The sequence below is a fragment of the Serratia sp. BW106 genome, assembly GCF_002607755.1.
Classification (GTDB): Bacteria; Pseudomonadota; Gammaproteobacteria; order Enterobacterales; family Enterobacteriaceae; genus Serratia; species Serratia proteamaculans.
The window spans coordinates 42,695-62,031 of record NZ_MCGS01000016.1 but is presented as its reverse complement, the minus strand read 5'-3'; the positions used below and the strand labels follow the sequence as shown (position 1 = coordinate 62,031).

Below are 19,337 nucleotides of genomic sequence, written 5' to 3'. Positions count from 1 at the left end.
TCGCCCCCTACCGTCACTGGGGATTACAGCGCTCTTAGAATCCGGTTCAGCAACGGCCCTAACACCTTGAACGACGCCGGTGACACGATATCGACGTGGGCACAATCCAGCTCATGCACCTGCAAGGCATCCACGTATTGCGACCAGGTCTGCTGCACGTCCATCCCTTCCTGCAGCGTCTGACGCGCGACAAACAGCGTCGCCTGCCCTTTAAAGTTCGCCGTATGAGTCGCTGAAAGCAGGCGCACCGAATCGGCATAGTTGGCTTCGATATTATCGAACATCGCCACACGGGTTTCGCCCAATGCCGGATCCAACGCATCCTCGGAAACTGCCAGGAACTGCTGACGTTCGCGCTGGACTTCTTTCAGTACGTTGTCATCCAGCATCACGTCCCAGTTCTGGGTTTCCGGCGGATAGGTATCCAGCAGCCCAAGGAAGGCTACCTCTTCACCCCGCGCCTGCAATCTGGCGGCGATACCCTGCGCCAGCGTGCCACCCAGTGAGTAACCGATAAAGTGGTACGGGCCCTGCGGCTGCACCTGCAATACCGTCTCCAGATGTGCGTCGCAGACCTGATCCATATCCTCGCTCAGCGCCAACGGACCCTCTGGCCGTGGTGACTGAATACCCACCAGCGACCAATGCTGATCGATATAGCGCGGCAATACGCTGAACTGCCAGGAGAATCCGGATGCCGGATGCAGACAGAACAACGTTGGGCCTTCCGTGGTACGTAATGGCAGTACGCTGTCAAAACCGGTCTGATCGGCCTCTTCCTGCGTGCGCTCTTCTGCCAGCAGCTGCGCCAGCTGTTCCACCCGGGAAGCCACCATCACCTGCCCTACCGAGACCGCTTTACCCAGTTCACGGCGCAGCTCTGCCGCCAGACGCATCGCCAGCAGCGAGTGACCACCGAGGGCAAAGAAATCGTCGTCGGCAAACACGGTTTCACGCTGCAGCAGACGGGCGAACACCGCAGCAATCGCCGTTTCCAGCCCGGCTTCAGGTTCACGCCCGGCGGCTCTGACGCCGCTCTGTGGTTGCGGCAACGCTTTGCGATCCAGCTTGCCATTGGCACTCAGCGGCAAGGATCCCATCTCGACCAACGCCACCGGCACCATATGCGGCGGCAAACGATCGGTCAGCGCGGCTCGCAGCACCTCCAGATCTAGGCGCACACCGGACTGCGCCACCAGATAGCCTACCAGTTGGCGGGCATCGCCACCGGCCGGATCTGTCGGCGTATTATCCAGCACCAGCGCATGAGTCACCGCCTGCTTGATACCCGGTAATGACAGCAACGCATGATCGATTTCACTCAGTTCTATACGTTGGCCACGAATTTTTAGCTGATCGTCGCTGCGACCGAGGTATTCCACTTCCCCCCCCGGTAACCAGCGCGCGACGTCGCCCGTGCGATACATCCGCCCACCGTCACCTTCCGGATCGGCCACAAAGCGGCTGGCGGTCAGTTCTGGTCGGCCCAGATAGCCGTGCGCCAGCTGTACACCGGTGAGATACAAATCACCCGCGACACCCGGCGGCACCGGCCGCAAGCGTGCGTCGAGAATGCGCAGACCGGTGTTCCATACCGGCAGGCCAATAGGCACGTTAGCCCCGGTGACGGCGGCCAACGCCTCGCCCCAGGCCGGATGCCAACTGACGTCTACCGCCGCTTCGGTCGGGCCGTACAGGTTATGCAACGGCACCCCGGTGCGGCTTTGCCACAGGCGGCACAGCTCGGCCGGCAAGGCTTCACCACTGCAGAACACCTGCCGCAACGGCGCACAACACGCCACCGCCTGCCGAGTGTCCAATGCACCGACAAAGGCCGCCAGCATCGAAGGCACAAAGTGCATAGTGGTGACCCGATATCGGTCAATCAGTTGCAGCAACTGTTCCGGATCGCGATGCGCTTCCGGCGGTGCCATCACCAACTGGGCACCCACCATCAACGGCCAGAAGAACTCCCATACCGAGACGTCAAAACTGCAGGGGGTTTTCTGCAACACCACATCGCCCGCGGCCATCGGATACTGATGCTGCATCCACAGCAGACGGTTGACGATCGCCTGATGCCCCACCAGCACGCCTTTCGGCCGCCCGGTTGAGCCGGAGGTAAAGATAATGTAGGCCGGATGATGCGGCGTTGGCCCACTGAGCACCACGTCCGCCGCACTGTTTGCGGCCAGCGGTGCGTCATACAGCAAGATCTCACCCTGGCCGGCAAAACGCGCCTGCTGGCTGGCTTCGGTGATAATCAGGCGTGGTGCGGCATCTTCCAGCATCATGCTGAGGCGTTCGTCAGGATAACCAGTGTCCAGCGGCAAATAAGCCGCCCCGGCCTCGACGATGGCCATTAATGCCAGCGACAAAAACACCGACCGTGGCAAGGCAACGGCGACGATATCGCCGGGCTGCACACCCTGTGCCGTCAGTTGACGCGCTAACGCAGTGACCTGTTCACGGGTTTCGCGGTAGTTGAATTGGTATTGCGCATCGGCCAGCGCCGGGGCATCCGGGGTTTTCTGCGCCTGTTGCGCCAACAGGCCGCTGAGGGTTTGCGGCGCCACCGGATGAGCGGTGTCGTTAACCCGGGCCAACAATTGACGATCCTGCTCGGTGAGCAAATCGGCTTCACCGATCGGCATCTGTGGTTGTGCCGCAAACTGGCGCAGCAACAGCGGCAGGCGTTGCAGATGCGCCGCCAGCTCATCCGGCTGATAACGCTCGGCATTGGCCAGCAGATCAACCTTCAGCGTACCAGCCTCATCGAGGTACAACGCGATTTCCAGGTCACGCACCGGCCCGGAGGCCAGCTCATGGGTAATGCCTTCGATATCACCGAAATCCAATTGGAAATCGAACATCTTAAAGTTGAAAACGGTGCCGTACAGCGGCTGGGCATCGCCAATCCGCCCCAGATCACGCTGCACCTGTTCCGCCTCGTAACGCTGATGACGACGGACACTTTTCAGCTCTCGGCCGATATTGCCGGCGACCTCGCTCAGTGTAGCCTGAGGATCGAGGTGCATTTCGATCGGCAATACGTTAATCACCGGCCCGTTGGCGCACAGTGCCGCCGAACCGGTGCGGCGCATAAAGATAAAACCGGCGCTGAAGCTGGCGTGGCCGCTCAGGCGAGACACCCACAGCGCCACCAATGCCAGCGCCATATCTGCCACGCTGAACTGCTGCTGACCGGCGTTCACCAGTTGGCTAAAGTCCTGGCGGTCACACAGCTGTGATAACCGATGAATGCGGGTGGTCGGCGTTTGGCCGGCCAACGGCTGCGGACAGAGCGTAGCCGGGGTCGGCAACTGCTGCGCCTTGTTCAGCCAAAAGGCCGCGTCGCGCTGACAGGTAGGCGACTGGGCGTAGCGTTGATACTCTTCAACCACTTCGCTGAAGGCGCTAAACGGCGTCGGGTCCGGCTGTTCATTACGTAACGTTCGGGTATAAATATGGGCAATTCTGCGGGCAATGGCGGTGAAACTGAAGCCATCGACCAAAATATGGTGATAACGCTGATACCAGAACCAGCGCTGATCCGACAGGCGGATCAACATATGGCGGTACAGCGCATTACCGCTGCCGATGCGTAAATCACCGGACATATCCAGTTGCATCAAGGCGCGTGCTGCAACGGCTGCGTCAGGAGAATCACGCAGATCAATAAACTCGACCGGCAGGATCGCCAGCGCCGGGTCATGCCACTGCATCGGCACCCCGTCACGTTCTGCAAAACGGAACTGCAGGGTATCCACTTCGGACAGCCCCTGCGCAATCGCCTGTAGCAGACAATCCTGGTCCAGCGGGCCGTTCAGCTCAATATAGTGGGAAACCGCGTAAGCATTGGCATGCGGTGAAATTTGATCGGCAACCCAAATCCCGGGCTGCGCGGCGACCAACGGCAGCTCAGTGGCGAGCTGCTGTTCGGACGATAATAAAATGCTGTCTGACAAGGGACTGACTCCTGTTTTCGGGACTAATGCCATCACGCCTTACGCAGTGATGCGGGCCGCATATCCTGCCAATGTTGTTCCAGCCACAGCACGCACAGCGGCCGGGCCGCCGGGCCGAATACCGGCGTCCACCCCGCCGGTACTGCGCTGAAATTCGGCCACAGGCTGTATTGCCGTTGGTCATTCTGCACAATCAGGCAGATTTGTTGTTCGTCATCGAACGGGTTCAGAGTTTCCATCACGGACTCCTTGGACAGTGAAGGTTAGCTTGGCTGAAGGAGCAGGAACTTGATCCGCCCACAGCGCCTGTAGCCCATCGATCAGACCGCCACGCCAGCACAGGTGATCATGTCCCCCCGCTACCACCCGGTATTGCACCCGATGTCCGGCGTCACGCAGCAATGCCGCCATTTGGTCGTTCACCCGGTGCGCTACTTTTTCGTGCACACCGGCCTCCATAAACACCTTCAACTTACCCTTGCCGACGCCCTGCTCAACCTGATGCAGCAACCAGCCGGCATCGGCGGGTATCTCTTCACGCTGATACATATCGCGACGTGGCCACCAGAAGGAGCCAGACTGGCTGATAACGCCGCCGAAGCACTGCGGCCAGTGCAAGCCGGCATACAGCGATGACAGGCCGCCAAAACTCTGGCCGCACACTAACGTCGTGGCCGGATCACGGCGGTGAGGCGCCCATTCGGCCACCTGCGGCAGCAGTTCTTCTTGCACCGCCAGCCAGAAATCTTCATTGCAGGCCAGTTCCTGACTACGGTGTTTCAGGCTGATGATGTCGATCAGCAGATAAACCGCTTCCGGCAGTTTGCCTTCGCGGGTCAACTGCATCAGCGGATCCCAGACCGGCATGTTGCTCGACCAGAATTGCCCGTCCAGCATTACCGCCAGCGGCCGTTGCGCCGGGTTGCTGTCGCCGGTGGTGTAAACCCAGACGTTACGGGTATTACCCAGTCGCTCGCTGTGCCAACTGTGACGCTGCAGTCGCGCAGGCGGCGCTGGCGTACAGCGCCCACTGGCCACGGCGTAGCGATCAAAATCCAGCCAGGCCGGTTGCGATGGGGCCTCCGGCATATGCAGCCCGGACAGCACATTGCCGCCAACACCGGTCCATGAACGATGGGGATTAAGCAGATCCTGAGTCGCACCGGCAAACACCTGATGCCACCAGTGACGGATCGAATGCATATTGGCGTGCGCATCGTCACCCCTGTGTTCCAGCGGTCGGTCGTCCATACAGGGGATAAAGCAGTAGCTGCCACGCCAGTCCGCGCTCAGCTCGGTTTGCCAATACCAGACGTCGGTGCCTTCCAGCCGTTGCAGGCTCTGTGGCGGCGACGACTGATGGTGGTCGGTCAGGCAATTGATGTGGATCCAAACGCGTTGATAGGCTGAAGTGAGCTCACATCCCTGCGGATCGCGCCATAAAAATGTGACCTTCCCTCGCCCATCCCCCAGCAGCTCCACCAGCGGCGTGCCGCGTTTGGCGATATTCAGCCACCATCCATGGCGCCCGGCGTGCTTGCTCGATAATAATCTGCTGCTTTCTGACTCGGATTTTGTTTTCAAAACGCCTATTCACTTTTTAGCTGGCAGCTTCAGGAAAGCCGGTAAATTCGCGGCGCGAGGCGCTGCCCAAGAAAACCGTAAACCGAATACTATTGATAATTATTTGCGTTTGCAATAGTGTGTGTAGGCCCGCAAACGGGGCAGGTATTCTTCAACAGGGATGGATACCGGGTTTTAGCGCTGAATCCAATGTCGGTATCGGTGTCGTCGCGTCTCGGCCGGCTGGATTTTTATTTTCGAAAACACAAAAACTACAACCGCCCTTCTCTCCGCCGGTGGCCTACAGCTTGGGTGCCCCGGGAAAGGCAGCAAGGTAGGAACACTCACATGAACCGCAAATTATCTCGTTATTCCTTAGCCACACTCATCGGGTTAGGATTAGGCGCGTCCGCCTTTGCGCACGCCGCACAGCAAACAGAAACCACCGCAGAAACAGACTCCGTCGCCAAAAACAAAAAACAACCCGCTGAAGAAACCATTGTTGTGACCGCCGCCAAGCAGAACCTGCAGGCCCCAGGCGTTTCTACCATCAGCGCCGACGAAATCAAAAAGCGCCCACCGGCGCGCGATATCAGCGAACTGATCCGTACCATGCCTGGCGTTAACCTGACCGGTAACTCCACCAGCGGCCAGCGCGGCAACAACCGCCAGATCGATATTCGCGGCATGGGTCCGGAAAATACCCTGATCCTGATCGACGGCAAACCCGCTACCAGCCGTAATTCAGTGCGTCAGGGTTGGCGTGGCGAACGTGATACCCGTGGCGATACCGCCTGGGTGCCACCGGAGATGATTGAACGCATCGAAGTGCTGCGCGGCCCGGCGGCAGCACGCTACGGCAACGGTGCCGCCGGTGGCGTCGTCAACATCATCACCAAGAAGAACACCAAAGAGCTGCACGGCTCGTTAAATGCCTACTTCAACGTCCCGCAGCACAAGCAAGAAGGCTCTACCAAGCGCACCGACTTCAGCCTGTCCGGTCCGTTGACCGACGATCTGAGCTTCCGCCTGTTTGGCGGCTACAGCAAAACTCAGGCCGATGCCTGGGATATCAACGAATCACACAAATCCGCGCGTGTGGGTGCTTATGCCAGCAGCACGCCCTCCGGACGTGAAGGCGTAGAAGACAAAAACATCGATGCCATGCTGCACTGGGACTTTGCTCACTTGCAGTCACTGGAGTTTGAGTATGCCTACGGTCGCCAGGGCAACCTGTATGCCGGGGATACCCAAAACACCAACTCCAACGCGCTGGTGCAAAGCAACTACGGCAAAGAGACCAACCGTATTTACCGTGAAACCTTCGGCCTCAACCACCGTGGTGCCTGGGATAACGGCGTCAGCACCAACAACTATATTCAGTTCGAACGCACGCGTAATACCCGTCTGAACGAAGGCCTGGCCGGCGGTACCGAAGGCATCTTCGATACCAAAAACGAGGGTTTCGGCACCACCAAGCTCGACGATTTCCTGGCGCACAGCGAAGTCAGCGTGCCATTCGAACTGGGCGTGACGCAAACCGCCACGGTCGGGACCGAGTGGAACCAACAGAAGATGAAGGACGGCTCTTCGACCAGCCAAACTCAGATGGGCGGCACCATTCCAGGCCAAGACACCGGCACCCGTAGCCCTTACGCCTCCGCGCATATCTTCTCGCTGTTTGCCGAAGACAATATGGAGCTGACTGACAGCACCATGCTGACACCGGGCCTGCGTTACGACCTGCACTCCGAGGCCGGCAACAACTGGAGCCCGTCACTGAACCTGTCGCAGGAACTGGGCGACTTCTTCACCCTGAAGATGGGCATCGCCCGTGCCTATAAGGCACCAAACCTGTACCAGACCAACCAAAACTATTTGCTCTACAGCAAGGGGCAAGGTTGTTCGTCCAGCGACGTCAAAAATGGCTGTTACCTGCTGGGTAACGACGATCTGAAAGCGGAAACCAGCGTCAACAAAGAGATTGGTCTGGAATTTCATAACGACGGCTGGCTGGCCGGCGTGACCTATTTCCGTAACGACTACCACAACAAAATTGAAGCGGGCAACTCCCGAATCGGCACCAGCAGCACCGGTACCGCCATTTACCAGTGGGAAAACGTGCCTAAAGCGGTAGTACAGGGGCTGGAAGGGTCGTTGAACGTGCCGGTGAGCGAGACCGTTTCCTGGACCAACAACGCCACCTACATGATTGAAAACAAGAATAAGACGACCGGTGATTACCTGTCGATTATTCCTGAGTTCACCATCAACTCGACCCTGAGCTGGCAGGCAACCCAGGAGCTGTCGATGCAATCGACACTGACCTGGTACGGCCGCCAGAAACCGAAGAAGTATAACTACCAGGGTAAGCCGGTTAGCGGCACCGAAACCAAGGAAGTCAGCCCTTACGCCGTAGTGGGTGCCAGCGCCACCTATGATGTGACCAAGAACATCAGCCTGACCGCCGGTATCGACAACCTGTTCGACAAACGCCAGTTCCGTGAAGGTAACTCGCAGAACGTGGGGGACCCAACCACCGGCGCGATTAACATCGCCGGTGCAGGGGCAGCCACCTATAACGAACCGGGCCGGACTTACTATATGAGCGTGAATACCCATTTCTAAACGGCCAGCTTAATCAAGACTGCTAACCCCCCACTAAGGGGCTAAACCGGTAGGGGTCGAACATGTTCGACCCGATTTAACCCAGTGTTTATGCAACTGGGCGCAGCATGCAGCGCCCCTACCATTAAAAAGCAGAGCCGATTGCCAACGACCTCAGGGGCTGCCATGCAGCCCCTTTTTATTATTTCTCCAGCGAGACCTGTTTGAAGATGTGCTTACCAAACGGGTCGATCTCGTAACCTTTCACTTCTTTGCGCACCGGTTCAAAAATGGTTGAGTGGGCAATCATCATTGCCGGCATTTGGTCATGCATCATCACCTGCGCCTGCTGATACATCGCCACCCGTTTGGCGTGGTCATTCTCTTCACGCGCCTGCAAAATCAGCTTATCAAAGGGTGGGTAGCACCACTTGGCCGAGTTCGAACCCCCATTGGCCGACACGCAGGTAAACAGCGGGCCGAAGAAGTTATCCGGATCGCCGTTGGCAGTGGTCCAACCCATCAGTGCTGCCTGATGTTCACCGTTTTTTATCCGCTGCAGGTACTCACCCCACTCGAAGGTGACAATCTTGGCCTTCACGCCGATCTTCGCCCAATCGGCCTGGATCATCTCCGCCATGCGCTTGGCATTCGGGTTGTACGGCCGTTGTACCGGCATCGCCCACAGGTCAATAGCGAAGCCCTGGCCCAGCCCGGCCTCCTGCAACAACTGTTTGGCTTTTTCCGGTGAGTACGGATAGTCCTCAATTTTATCATTGCTGCCCCACTGGGTCGGCGGCAGCAGATTCTTCGCCGGCTGCCCCGCGCCGTGGAACACCGCTTCGAGAATAGCCGGCTTGTTCACCGCCAGAGCCAACGCCTGCCGAACCTTGAGGTTATCCAACGGCTTTTTCTGGGTGTTGAACGCCAGGAAACCGATGTTCAGCCCGGATTTCTCCATCAACTGGATATTTTTGTCCTCACGCATGCGCGTCAGATCCGCCGGGTTGGGGAATGGCATCACCTGGCATTCATTCTTTTGCAGCTTGGCGAAGCGCACCGCCGCATCCGGGGTGATCGAGAACACCAAGCGGTCAATCTTCGGTTTGCCTTCCCAATACTGGTCGAACGCCTTGTAGAGGATCTTCGCATCCTTCTGGTACTGCACCAACTGGAAGGGACCGGTACCGACAGGATCGTTATCCACCCGCTGCGGGGTGCCGGCTTTCAGCATCGCATCGGCATATTCGGCGGATAGAATAGTGGCGAAATACATGCCGAGATCGGCCACAAACGGCGCTTCTGCGCGCGAAAGTTCAAAGCGCACGGTGTTGTCATCCACTTTGACAATCTGGTTGATCAGCGAACCAAACTCCATCGATTCGAAGTTGGTGTAAGCCCCGTTGGAGACCTTGTGATAAGGGTTATTGGCATCTTTTTGCCGCATAAAGGAAAAGATGACGTCGTCGGCATTGAAGTCACGGGTGGGAGTAAAGTATTTGTTGCTCTGGAACTTCACGCCTTTACGCAGATGAAATGTGTAATTCTTGCCGTCTTCGCTCACCTGCCAGCTTTCCGCCAGGCTCGGTTGCAGCTCGACGGTACCGGTTTTGAAATCCACCAGCCGGTTGTAAAGGGTCGCCGAACTGGCATCGACCGTCGGGCCGGAGGTAAACAGCTGCGGATTGAAACCTTCCGGCGAGCTTTCGGAACAATAAACCAGCGTGCTGGCGCGCGCGCCGCCCATCACCGCCAGGGCCAATAATCCCAGCGTCATTGTTATCGCTTTTGCTTTTGATTTCTGATTCATCGTGCCATCCCCAGAGTAAAAAAAAGACTCGAGGGATACCAATAAATCATGCAGTTAGGGATGTAAAGAACAAATTCTGAGCATGGAAAACGGGGAGTGCCAGAGGCGGCATTCCCCGTGGTTTAACGACTTGCTGAAATTAAATCATCTGGCTGAAGTTCATCTGCGCCATCAGTTTGTAGTTGTCGGCGTAATCCACCGGAATGGCCACCACGACCGGCCCCTGAATTTCCATCGCCTTACGCAGCATGGGCCGCAAGTCCTCCACCGACTGCACGGCAAACCCGACCGCACCGCAGGCCTCAGCATAGGCTTTAAAGTCGATGGGGCCGAATTCCACCCCGGATTTACGCTGGTATTTGTTCACCTCCTGCATTTCCACCATGTTGTAGGCATTATCCACCCAAATCACGTGCACGATGTTATTTTTCAGCCGCACCGCGGTTTCCAGCTCCATGCTTGACTGCATAAAACCGCCGTCGCCGGATATTGACACCACTTTATCCCCCGGGCGCACCAGCGCCGCACCGATGGCCCACGGCAACGCCACCCCCATGGTCTGCTGGCCGTTGGAAATCAGTAGCTGGCGCGCGCGGAAACTGTAAAGGTAACGTGCAATCCAGATGTGGAAACTGCCCATGTCCACGCACAGCGTCACGTCGTCGCTGACTATGTCCTGCAACTCTTTCACGATGCGCAACGGGTGGATCGGCATACCGCCGCGCCGTGCGGCACGTTCCGCCAATTCATTGCGCTGACGCCCCAGATCGCTGAGGATCAGTTCGACCTCCGCCGGTACGCTCACCACGCTGTTAAAGGCTTCGGTCATCATGTCGAGAGTGGCGCTGATATTGCCCACCAGCTCGACGTCCGGGCGATAGCAGGTGTCGATGTCCGCCGGCAGCACGTCGATATGCACCAGTTTCAATCGACCCTGGCTGTTCCACATGCAGGGATCGTACTCGATCGGCCCGTAGCCGACGCTGACCACCAGATCGGCCTTCTGCAATAGCTGGTCGGCAGGTTGGTTGTTGAACAACCCAACACGCCCGGCAAAACGCGCGAAGTGATTGACGTCGATCACCCCGGCCGCCTGATAGGTACCCACCACCGGCATATGGGTGCGATGCAGCAACTGACGCACCGCCTCGCTGTTTTCCGGACGGCTGGCCTGCAGGCCTAACAACAGCACCGGGCATTTCGCCTGTTGGATCAGTTTAACCGCCGCACCAATATCCTCGGCCGCCGCTGCCCCCATGCGCGGCAATCGGCACCCCGCCAGCACCGGCGCACTGACCGGCTCATTGACGATGTCCATCGGCAGGCTGACGAACGATGCCCCCGGACGGCCAAACTCGGCGTGGCGGAAAGCATTGGCGATCACTTCCGAAATCGCCGAACCGGCATGCACCTCGGCGCAATACTTGGTCACCGGCCGGAACATGCTGACGGTGTCCATGCTCTGGTGGGTTTGCTTCTGGTTATCGGCACGTTTCACCGCCCCGCCAAACGCCACCACCGCATCCCCTTCTGAGGTGGCGGTCGCCAGCCCGGTGATCAGATTGGAACTGCCCGGTCCGGAGGTCACCAGTGCCACCCCGGCCTTGCCGGTCAAACGCCCGACCGCCGCTGCCATAAACGCGGCGTTGGCTTCGTGACGCACCACCACCGTTTCTATCGAGGGGGCGTCCTCCAGCGAATCAAATACCCGATCAATCTTGGCTCCCGGGATGCCGAATACGTAGTTAACCCCCTGCGCTTCCAGATTTTTCACCACTAAATCTGCGCCGCACGCCCAGTTATGGTCTGTTTTTGCCTTGCTCATGGAATACCTCCTGAAAATTAACCCAAGACTGTCGCGGACTTAACCCTCGGCAGAACGAATTGCGCGGTCCAAATCCTCTGGACAGAGGTCGGCGCGCAGAAAATCCGCATCATGCGGCAACTGAAGATTGAGACGGGTGATCACGCCAAATTGCAGGCGACCGTGGTCGAGCTGGTAATCCAGCACGTGGCCGCCGCCGTTGCGATCCTCGGTGACAAAATGTTCGTGATAACCGGCCACGCCAATGCCCTGCATATAGTCAGGCGAGCGGAAACCGACCAGGGTGCCCTGGCAGTGATGAAAGGCAAAGGTTGGCTGCTCCTCTATCGCTTCCAGCATCGGGCGATAGGGGCGTTCCTGGCGGGGTACGGTGCGGGTTTCCACGTGGCTGAATTCGCCGTCAACGCGTACCGCGCAGAACAGATTTGGTGAAGCCACCTGTTCGTCAATGCACTGGTGCAGTTGCGCCTTGGTGATCGGGCGATCAAAGTTTTGGGTAATGCTCGGTTGGAAAAAGGTGACAACGGCAAACGGGGTTTTCTGCTGCAGACTAGCCGGCCGCGCACTGCCGTCGGCACGCAACTGGTGAATTTCCTTGTCGAAGGCGATCAGTTCGCCGTCAAGGTGATTGAAGGTGCCCAGGCCGAAGTTACCGTGCCGGAGCAATTCGGCAATAGTGACCTCCCCTTCGTAAACGCCGCTGATTAACGCGCTCATCAGCGAGATTTGGTAGATCTCGCCCTCCCCAACGCTCAGCGACTGCCTGGCAAACCCTTGCGCCAAATGCTGCGCACAGGAACACCCGTGGTCTTCGTTCATAAACTACTCCTCCACCAGCGCGGAGTGGAATGCCCCGCGCGTTCAAAAATGCTCACCTGAAGGTGAGCAAAGATGTCACCGGCGACGCGTTCAGTTGGAACGATTCAGCCAACGATGACAAAAAAACCGGCACGGCAGGCCGGTGACACCCAAGGTCAACAACGGTTTAGATTCACTAATCATTGTTGTTAAACAGGGTGCCAAATTGAACGGTTAGTCTGGTGTTGAAGCAGTTATCAATACCGCAGGCACACGGCGGAGCCTGGGGAAAACAAGCTATCTGAAGTTCTAAAAACCGCGTGTCTTATGCATTCTTGCTCTGTGCGGTGAGCTCACGGCACGTTGTTATCCGCCGTAAGCACCAAAAAAGAGTAGCCGCATTGCGACGGACGGAGAACCAGGTATTCATAAGAAACGCTTTTGCATATAATGCAAAGATGAATGACGCCCGCTATGTTGAACATCTGCCGATATTTCTCGAGGTGGCCCTGTTGGGCAGCTTCTCCGCCGCCGCCCGCAAGCTGGGAATGGTGCCTTCTTCGCTGGTGCGCCACGTTGATGCACTGGAAAGTGCCTTGGGCGCGACGCTGTTTATTCGCTCAACGCGCGGTCTGATGCTGACGGACGCCGGGGAAATGCTGCAGACGCGAGCCACCACGTTGCTGACGGACATCAGCGATATCCGCGCCGAACTGACTTCGCTGAGCGACAGGCCGCAAGGCACCTTGCGCATCAGTTGCCTGCCGACCTTTGGCAAAACCTATATTCTGCCACTGTTGCCGACGCTGGCTGAACGCTATCCGCAGCTGTTTGTTGAGCTGGATTTAACAGAGCGTCAGACCGATCCGACCCAGGAACTGCTGGATGCCGCCATCCGCATCGGCGAGCAGAAAGACAGTGGGCTGTACGCCAGCCGGATAGCCACCCAGCGCTGGATGATGTGCGCCAGCCCTGATTATCTCGCCCGCTATGGCCGCCCAGCCGACCTGAACGCCTTGCCGGAACATCGGCTGATTGCCCGCTATCACAAGCAACAGCCGGCCTGTTGGGCACAAATTCTCAGCGCTCCGTTGATGGATCGCTGCAATCTGGTATTGCGCTGTGATGACTTTACCGCTCAGCGCGAGGCGGCGCTGCTGGGGCTGGGGATCACCTTTTTACCCAACTGGGTCGTCGGGCCGGATATTCAGGCCGGTCGGTTGCTGCCGCTGCTGGAAGATCCGCGGCAGGAGCAACAGGGGATTTATCTGCTGCGGCCGCTGGCGAAGGTGTCCACACGGCTGAATCTGTTTATTACTCTGCTCAAGCAGAGTATTGGTCAGCCGCCGAGTTGGGAGTGAAGCGGTGATACCTGGCCATACAGCGCCGGGTTGTCACTTTCATCTTTCAGCTCTATTCCGGTCAGGCGACGCTGGAAAGCCTGCTCCAGCAGCCACGCCAGTTTAAACGCCGCCTGCGGGTAATCCAGCCCTTCCGGACGCACGTTGGAAATGCAATTACGCTCCGACTCCCGCCGCTGGGTGTTCGGCCCCCAGGTCAGGTAGATCCCCAGGCTGTCCGGCGATGACAGGCCCGGCCGCTCGCCGATCAACATCGCCACCGCTCTGGCCCGCAAACATTCACCAATATCATCCCCCAATGCCACCCGCGATTGATGCGCTAACACCACCGGTGCGACCGAGAGCCCCAATAGGTCGAGATAAGGCCGCAGCGCCTGCAACAACGGCAGCGCCTGACGATGTACCGCCTTGGAGGACAAACCGTCCGCCACCACCAGCAGTAAGTCAGCTGGCTTGTCCGACAGGCCCTGCAGCAGGCTGCGGCTGTCCGCAGCCAACCGACGCCCCAGATCCGGTCGACTGAGATAAGCGGTACGATCGGCCGCCTGGCTGTGCACCGTCAAGGTTTGCCAGCCCTGATGCTGTAAAGCGCTGGCCAGCGTATCGCTGTCGAACGGCTGGTGCACCGCATCACGCGCCTGCGCATGCGCCAGGCCAAATTTAAGCAGTTCCTCGGTGGGCAGGCTGGCACCGGTGCGCCCCAGCGCAATGCGCGCATCGGTAAAGGCACGCAGCGCATCCCAACTATTAACGTGGACCGGCTTGCTCATGGTTGCTCTCCCTGTAACGCCAGCAACAGCGGGTGATTAGCGGCGGTGTCGCGCAGTCGCCCCAGATCGTCGGTGATATGCATTTTCGTCAGCCAGTCGGCGAACTCCGGCGCATGCTTCAGCCCCAGCAGTTCGCGGATATACAGCGCGTCGTGGAATGAGGTGCTTTGGTAATTGAGCATGATGTCATCCGCCCCCGGAACACCAATCAGGAAGGTCAGCCCGGCGGTGGCCAACAGCGTCAACAGCGTATCCATATCGTCCTGATCCGCCTCCGCGTGATTGGTGTAACACACGTCGCAACCCAGCGGCAGGCCGAGCAATTTCCCGCAGAAATGATCTTCCAGACCGGCGCGGATAATCTGTTTGCCGTCGTACAGGTACTCCGGCCCGATAAAGCCGACCACGGTGTTGATCAGCAATGGCGAGAAATGTCGTGCTACCGCATAGGCACGTGCCTCACAGGTTTGTTGATCAACACCGTGGTGCGCATTGGACGACAAACAACTGCCCTGCCCGGTTTCGAAGTACATGACGTTATGACCCAGAGTGCCGCGATTGAGGCTCAGTGCTGCCTGCTGCGCCTCCGCCAGCAGGGCCAGATTTATGCCAAAACCGCTGTTGGCCGCCTCGGTACCGGCGATCGACTGGAACACCAAATCCACCGGCGCGCCACGCTCGATCAGGCGCAGCGTATTGGTGACGTGCGTCAACACACAGGATTGGGTAGGAATGGCGAAACGCTGGATCACGTCGTCCAGCATATAATTGAGTTTCTCCAGCAGCGGCAGGCTGTCGCTGGCCGGGTTGATGCCCACCACCGCGTCACCGCTGCCATACAGCAAACCATCAAGCATGCTGGCCGCAATGCCCTGCAGACTGTCGGTAGGATGGTTCGGCTGCAGTCGCACGCTGAGGTGGCCCGGTAAACCAATGGTGTTGCGAAAACGCGTGATCACCCGGCACTTTTTGGCCACCAGGATCAGATCCTGATTGCGCATCAGTTTACTCACTGCCGCCGCCATTTCCGGCGTAATGCCGGCGGCCACCCGCGCCAACATAGCGCTGTCCGCCTGCTCACTCAGCAGCCAGTCGCGAAAGTCCCCCACCGTCAGGTGCGAAATCGGCGCAAAGGCCAACGCATCGTGGCTATCGATAATCAGCCGTGTCACCTCGTCCTGTTCGTACGGCACCAGCAACTGCTGGAGGAAAGTTTTCAGCGGCACCTCTGCCAACGCGATGCGCGCTGCCATGCGTTCCTCTGCGCTGTCCGCCGCCACTTCCGCCAGATAGTCGCCGGAACGGGCCGGTGACGCCTTGGCCATCAACTGGCGTAAATCACTGAAACGGTAGCTGCGCCGGTTAAGCGTTGCCTGATACATAGTGTCCCCTGTTGTGCCCTGAATACTCACCTGAAGTTGCAAACCCTGTACCAAGTGTAGTCAGTCGGCCAGCGAATATATTCGCTCGCTGTTTCACCCACGGGCACTTCAGGTTACAGTAGCCGCAACAAAGGAGAGGTAATGACCCGGCAACAGAAAATTATCCAGTGGTTACAGCAAGATAGTGAAAGAATGGCGGCATTGCGCACCGCACGGCGGCTTGGTCTGAATGACTGGTGCCTGGGGGCCGGTTTTGTGCGTAATCTGGTGTGGGATCGGTTGCACGGTTACACCACGTCAACGCCGCTTAACGACATCGACGTGATCCATTTTGATCCACAACGCCCGGAAGCGGAGCGTGACCAAATGCTGGAAACGCGACTGCAAGAGTGGTTGCCACAGCCGTGGTCGGTGAAAAACCAGGCGCGTATGCATCTGCGCAGCGGCCGGGCGCCCTATCTTAACAGCGAAGATGCCATCAGCTATTGGACCGAGCGGGAAACCGCGGTGGGCGCACGTCTGAACGCTGACGACAGCATCCAACTGGTCGCGCCATTCGGCCTCGACGGGTTGTTCGATGACACCATCACCTTCAATGCCAAAAACGGCGACCTCAGCGCCTATGAACAACGGGTAACCAGCAAAGGCTGGTTGCAACACTGGCCACGCCTGCGGCAAATCCGCGGGTAAAGTTTTCCCCCGCGCGGCCGATACCCTGAGCAGCAGAATCAAACTCAGGGAGAGTATTATGTCGACCAGCATTACCATGATTGTCCCGGTGAAAAACACCGTACCCGGCATCAGCAAGGTTTTTAGCGCCCCCGGTAACGAAGGCCAGTTGCTGATGGCCAAACCGGTCAACCAGCAGCCGGAAGGCGGCAAGATGAAAGAAACCAGGGAAGCGGGCGGTAGCGATCAGGTAAAAGTGGCCGACAGCAGCGCCTCAGCACGGATCAAATCGCTGAATAAACAAATCCAGGATCTGCAACAAAAGCTGGTAGATCTGAAAGACTCGGATGGTGATCCTAAAGAGATCGAAAAACAGAGACAGCTGATCCAGGCACAGATCAAAATGCTGCAGGCCGAAATCGCGCGGATTCAGAAAGAAGAGATGGAAAAACAGCAGGCAGAGCAAATGGCCAAAACGGCTGACAGCGTTACCCCCGCCAAAGGCGACGGCATCAACCGCCCGACCGCACTTAACGCCGTGGATGTGTATATTTAACTCAGTAATCCGCCTGCCGTTGGCGCTGCTGCTGCAACAACGCCGCCTGCTGTCCCACCACCTGCCAGATGACCTCCGCCGCCGGTGTCAGCGAGCGGTTTTTACGCCGTACCAGCATCAGCGCACGGTTGATTTCCGGCACCAGCCGCCGAACCTTCAACTGGCCCCCTTCCGGCAAGGGTAATGCCAACGCCGGAAAAATACTGATGCCGATACCCGCCGCCACCATCGGGAACAGCGTGGCCGGGTGGCCAATCTCCTGCACCACCGTGGCTTCCACCCCTTGTTGGCGCAGGGCGCTGTCAATCAACGGTCGGCTGCCGGAGGCATAATCCTGTAATACCAAACGACTGCCGTTCAGCGCCGACCAGTGCACTTCGGGCAATTCGGCAAACGGATGATCGTTACGGCACAGCAGCAGGAAAGGTTCGTGCAGGATCGGTTCACAGTCCAGATCCAACGCCTGCACCGGATCGACCACGATGCCAAAATCGACCTCGGCGTTGCGAATGCTGTGCAGCACCTGCTGTTGCGCCTGGTCACGCAGCATAATGCGGATCTCCGGATACTGCTTTTCCCCTGCGGCGATACATTGCGGCATCAGGTGCGCAGAGATGGTTTGGCTCGACGCCACCCGCACCGTACCACTGCGTAGCACGCCAAAGCTGCGCGCATCCAGCAATGACGACTGTAATTCATCCAGCAATCGTTCAACGCGGTTGGCCAACCGCTGTCCGGCGTCGGTCAGCAACACTTCGCGGGTCGTACGATCGAGCAGGCGCACGCCGATTTCCGCCTCCAGCTCTTTTACGCTGTGACTGACCGCCGACTGGGTCAGGCCAATCGCCTCACCGGCCCGGCTGAAGCTGCGATGCCGGGCAATGGCGACAAAAACCCTGAGTTGTTTAATCGAGTAATTCATGTTTTTTATTCATAAATGAATTAAATAAATCAATTTAATTATTATATCCCGTCGCGCGACAATGGGCGCATTGATTTTTCTTCGAGTATGCCGCCATGAGATTTTTGCCCGATCGTTTTACCCTAACGCTGATCGCCACCGTGCTGCTGGCTTCGTTCCTGCCGGCGCGCGGCGAGTTCGTCGGTTGGCTGAACGCGTTGACCATCGCTGCCATCGCCCTGCTGTTCTTTATGCACGGTGCCAAGCTGTCTCGCGAAGCCATTCTGGCTGGCAGCAACAACTGGCGGCTGCATCTTTGGGTGATGTTCAGCACCTTTATTATTTTCCCGACGCTCGGCGTGCTGTTTAAATGGTGGTCGCCGGTCAACGTCAGTCCCGAGTTGTATTCCGGTTTTATTTACCTGTGCATTCTGCCCGCCACCGTGCAATCGGCCATCGCCTTTACCTCACTGGCGGGCGGCAACGTGGCCGCTGCGGTGTGCAGCGCGTCGGCTTCGAGCCTGCTGGGGATTTTCGTCTCACCATTGCTGGTCGGGTTGTTGATGAACGTGCACGGTGAAACCGGCAGCCTGCAACAGGTGGGCTCCATCGTGCTGCAACTGTTGGTGCCGTTTGTCGCTGGCCATCTGTCACGGCCACTGATTGGCAAATGGATCGAACGCAACCGCAAGCTGATCGGCAAAACCGACCAGACCTCGATTCTGTTGGTGGTGTATGCCGCCTTCAGCGAGGCGGTGACGCACGGCATCTGGCATCAGGTGGGCCTGGGTTCACTGGTGTTTATTGTGGTGGGCAGTCTGGTGCTGTTGACCATTGTGCTGGTGGTGAACACTTATATGGCACGCTGGCTGGGCTTTAGTAAAGCCGACGAAATCACCATTGTGTTCTGCGGGTCCAAGAAAAGCCTGGCGAACGGCATCCCGATGGCCAATATCCTGTTCCCGGCCGCGACCGTGGGGATTATGGTGCTGCCGTTGATGGTGTTTCATCAGGTGCAGTTGATGACCTGTGCGGTATTGGCTCGGCGTTATCAGAAGAAACAGCAGGAAAAACAGGCGGCGCTAAGCGCAGAAGCCGAAACCGTACGGGGATAATAAAATGGGCGC

14 protein-coding genes are annotated in these 19,337 nt (G+C 58.1%); 5 read left to right on the top strand and 9 right to left on the bottom strand.

The window, feature by feature from the left end; genetic code table 11:
- Positions 1-23 precede the first annotated feature (23 nt).
- From BEI65_RS12735 to fes, 3 genes are read right to left on the bottom strand one after another with little or no spacing between them, the layout of a single operon-like run.
- Positions 24-3,968 carry an enterobactin synthase subunit F gene (locus BEI65_RS12735; RefSeq protein WP_099063657.1) on the bottom strand — a complete coding sequence of 1,315 codons (3,945 nt, stop codon included), beginning with the start codon at positions 3,966-3,968 and terminating at the stop codon, positions 24-26.
- Between the two features lie 32 nt (positions 3,969-4,000).
- The gene (locus tag BEI65_RS12730; RefSeq protein WP_099063656.1) at positions 4,001-4,207 is read right to left on the bottom strand and encodes an MbtH family NRPS accessory protein; all 207 of its coding nucleotides are present in this window, start codon (positions 4,205-4,207) and stop codon (positions 4,001-4,003) included.
- Entirely contained in the window at positions 4,182-5,552 is a 1,371-nt protein-coding gene (fes, locus tag BEI65_RS12725; protein ID WP_099063655.1) for an enterochelin esterase, read from the bottom strand. Before fes ends, BEI65_RS12730 begins: the two co-directional genes overlap by 26 nt.
- Before the next feature lie 327 nt (positions 5,553-5,879).
- On the opposite strand from fes, the gene BEI65_RS12720 reads away from it, so the two are divergent.
- Complete coding sequence (locus tag BEI65_RS12720; RefSeq protein ID WP_099063654.1) at positions 5,880-8,159, top strand: TonB-dependent siderophore receptor; 2,280 nt, start codon at positions 5,880-5,882, stop codon at positions 8,157-8,159.
- Between the two features lie 181 nt (positions 8,160-8,340).
- On the opposite strand, the gene BEI65_RS12715 is transcribed toward BEI65_RS12720, so the two are convergent.
- The 3 genes from BEI65_RS12715 to budA all read right to left on the bottom strand — a co-directional run bounded on the left by BEI65_RS12715 (position 8,341) and on the right by budA (position 12,592).
- Positions 8,341-9,948 (bottom strand): ABC transporter substrate-binding protein, encoded by a 1,608-nt coding sequence (locus BEI65_RS12715; protein WP_099063653.1) that lies wholly within the window; start codon positions 9,946-9,948, stop codon positions 8,341-8,343.
- A gap of 139 nt (positions 9,949-10,087) precedes the next feature.
- The gene (alsS, locus tag BEI65_RS12710) at positions 10,088-11,773 is read right to left on the bottom strand and encodes an acetolactate synthase AlsS (protein WP_099063652.1); all 1,686 of its coding nucleotides are present in this window, start codon (positions 11,771-11,773) and stop codon (positions 10,088-10,090) included.
- A 39-nt stretch (positions 11,774-11,812) separates the two neighbouring features.
- Entirely contained in the window at positions 11,813-12,592 is a 780-nt protein-coding gene (gene budA / locus BEI65_RS12705) for an acetolactate decarboxylase (protein WP_099063651.1), read from the bottom strand.
- Positions 12,593-13,029: 437 nt separating this feature from the next.
- On the opposite strand from budA, the gene BEI65_RS12700 reads away from it, so the two are divergent.
- Positions 13,030-13,932 carry a LysR family transcriptional regulator gene (locus BEI65_RS12700; RefSeq protein WP_129936630.1) on the top strand — a complete coding sequence of 301 codons (903 nt, stop codon included), beginning with the start codon at positions 13,030-13,032 and terminating at the stop codon, positions 13,930-13,932.
- On the opposite strand, the gene eutC is transcribed toward BEI65_RS12700, so the two are convergent.
- Positions 13,911-14,702, bottom strand: a complete 792-nt coding sequence (eutC, locus tag BEI65_RS12695; protein ID WP_099063649.1) for an ethanolamine ammonia-lyase subunit EutC — start codon at positions 14,700-14,702, stop codon at positions 13,911-13,913. The genes BEI65_RS12700 and eutC overlap by 22 nt on opposite strands.
- Positions 14,699-16,084, bottom strand: a complete 1,386-nt coding sequence (locus BEI65_RS12690; RefSeq protein WP_099063648.1) for an ethanolamine ammonia-lyase subunit EutB — start codon at positions 16,082-16,084, stop codon at positions 14,699-14,701. Before BEI65_RS12690 ends, eutC begins: the two co-directional genes overlap by 4 nt.
- A gap of 141 nt (positions 16,085-16,225) precedes the next feature.
- Here BEI65_RS12690 and BEI65_RS12685 point away from each other — a divergent pair, with 141 nt between their 5' ends.
- Together BEI65_RS12685 and BEI65_RS12680 are read left to right on the top strand one after the other, a co-directional pair.
- The gene (locus tag BEI65_RS12685; RefSeq protein WP_099063647.1) at positions 16,226-16,774 is read left to right on the top strand and encodes a nucleotidyltransferase family protein; all 549 of its coding nucleotides are present in this window, start codon (positions 16,226-16,228) and stop codon (positions 16,772-16,774) included.
- 58 nt (positions 16,775-16,832) lie between these two features.
- On the top strand, positions 16,833-17,309 hold the full coding sequence (locus BEI65_RS12680; RefSeq protein ID WP_099063646.1) for a FlxA-like family protein: 477 nt from the start codon (positions 16,833-16,835) through the stop codon (positions 17,307-17,309).
- Position 17,310: 1 nt separating this feature from the next.
- Here BEI65_RS12680 and BEI65_RS12675 read toward each other — a convergent pair whose 3' ends face one another.
- A complete protein-coding gene (locus BEI65_RS12675) occupies positions 17,311-18,231 on the bottom strand; it encodes a LysR family transcriptional regulator (RefSeq protein WP_099063645.1) in 921 nt (306 codons plus the stop codon).
- 95 nt (positions 18,232-18,326) lie between these two features.
- Between BEI65_RS12675 and BEI65_RS12670 the strand changes: the two genes are divergently transcribed.
- On the top strand, positions 18,327-19,325 hold the full coding sequence (locus BEI65_RS12670) for a bile acid:sodium symporter family protein (protein WP_099063644.1): 999 nt from the start codon (positions 18,327-18,329) through the stop codon (positions 19,323-19,325).
- The last annotated feature ends 12 nt before the right edge of the window (positions 19,326-19,337 follow it).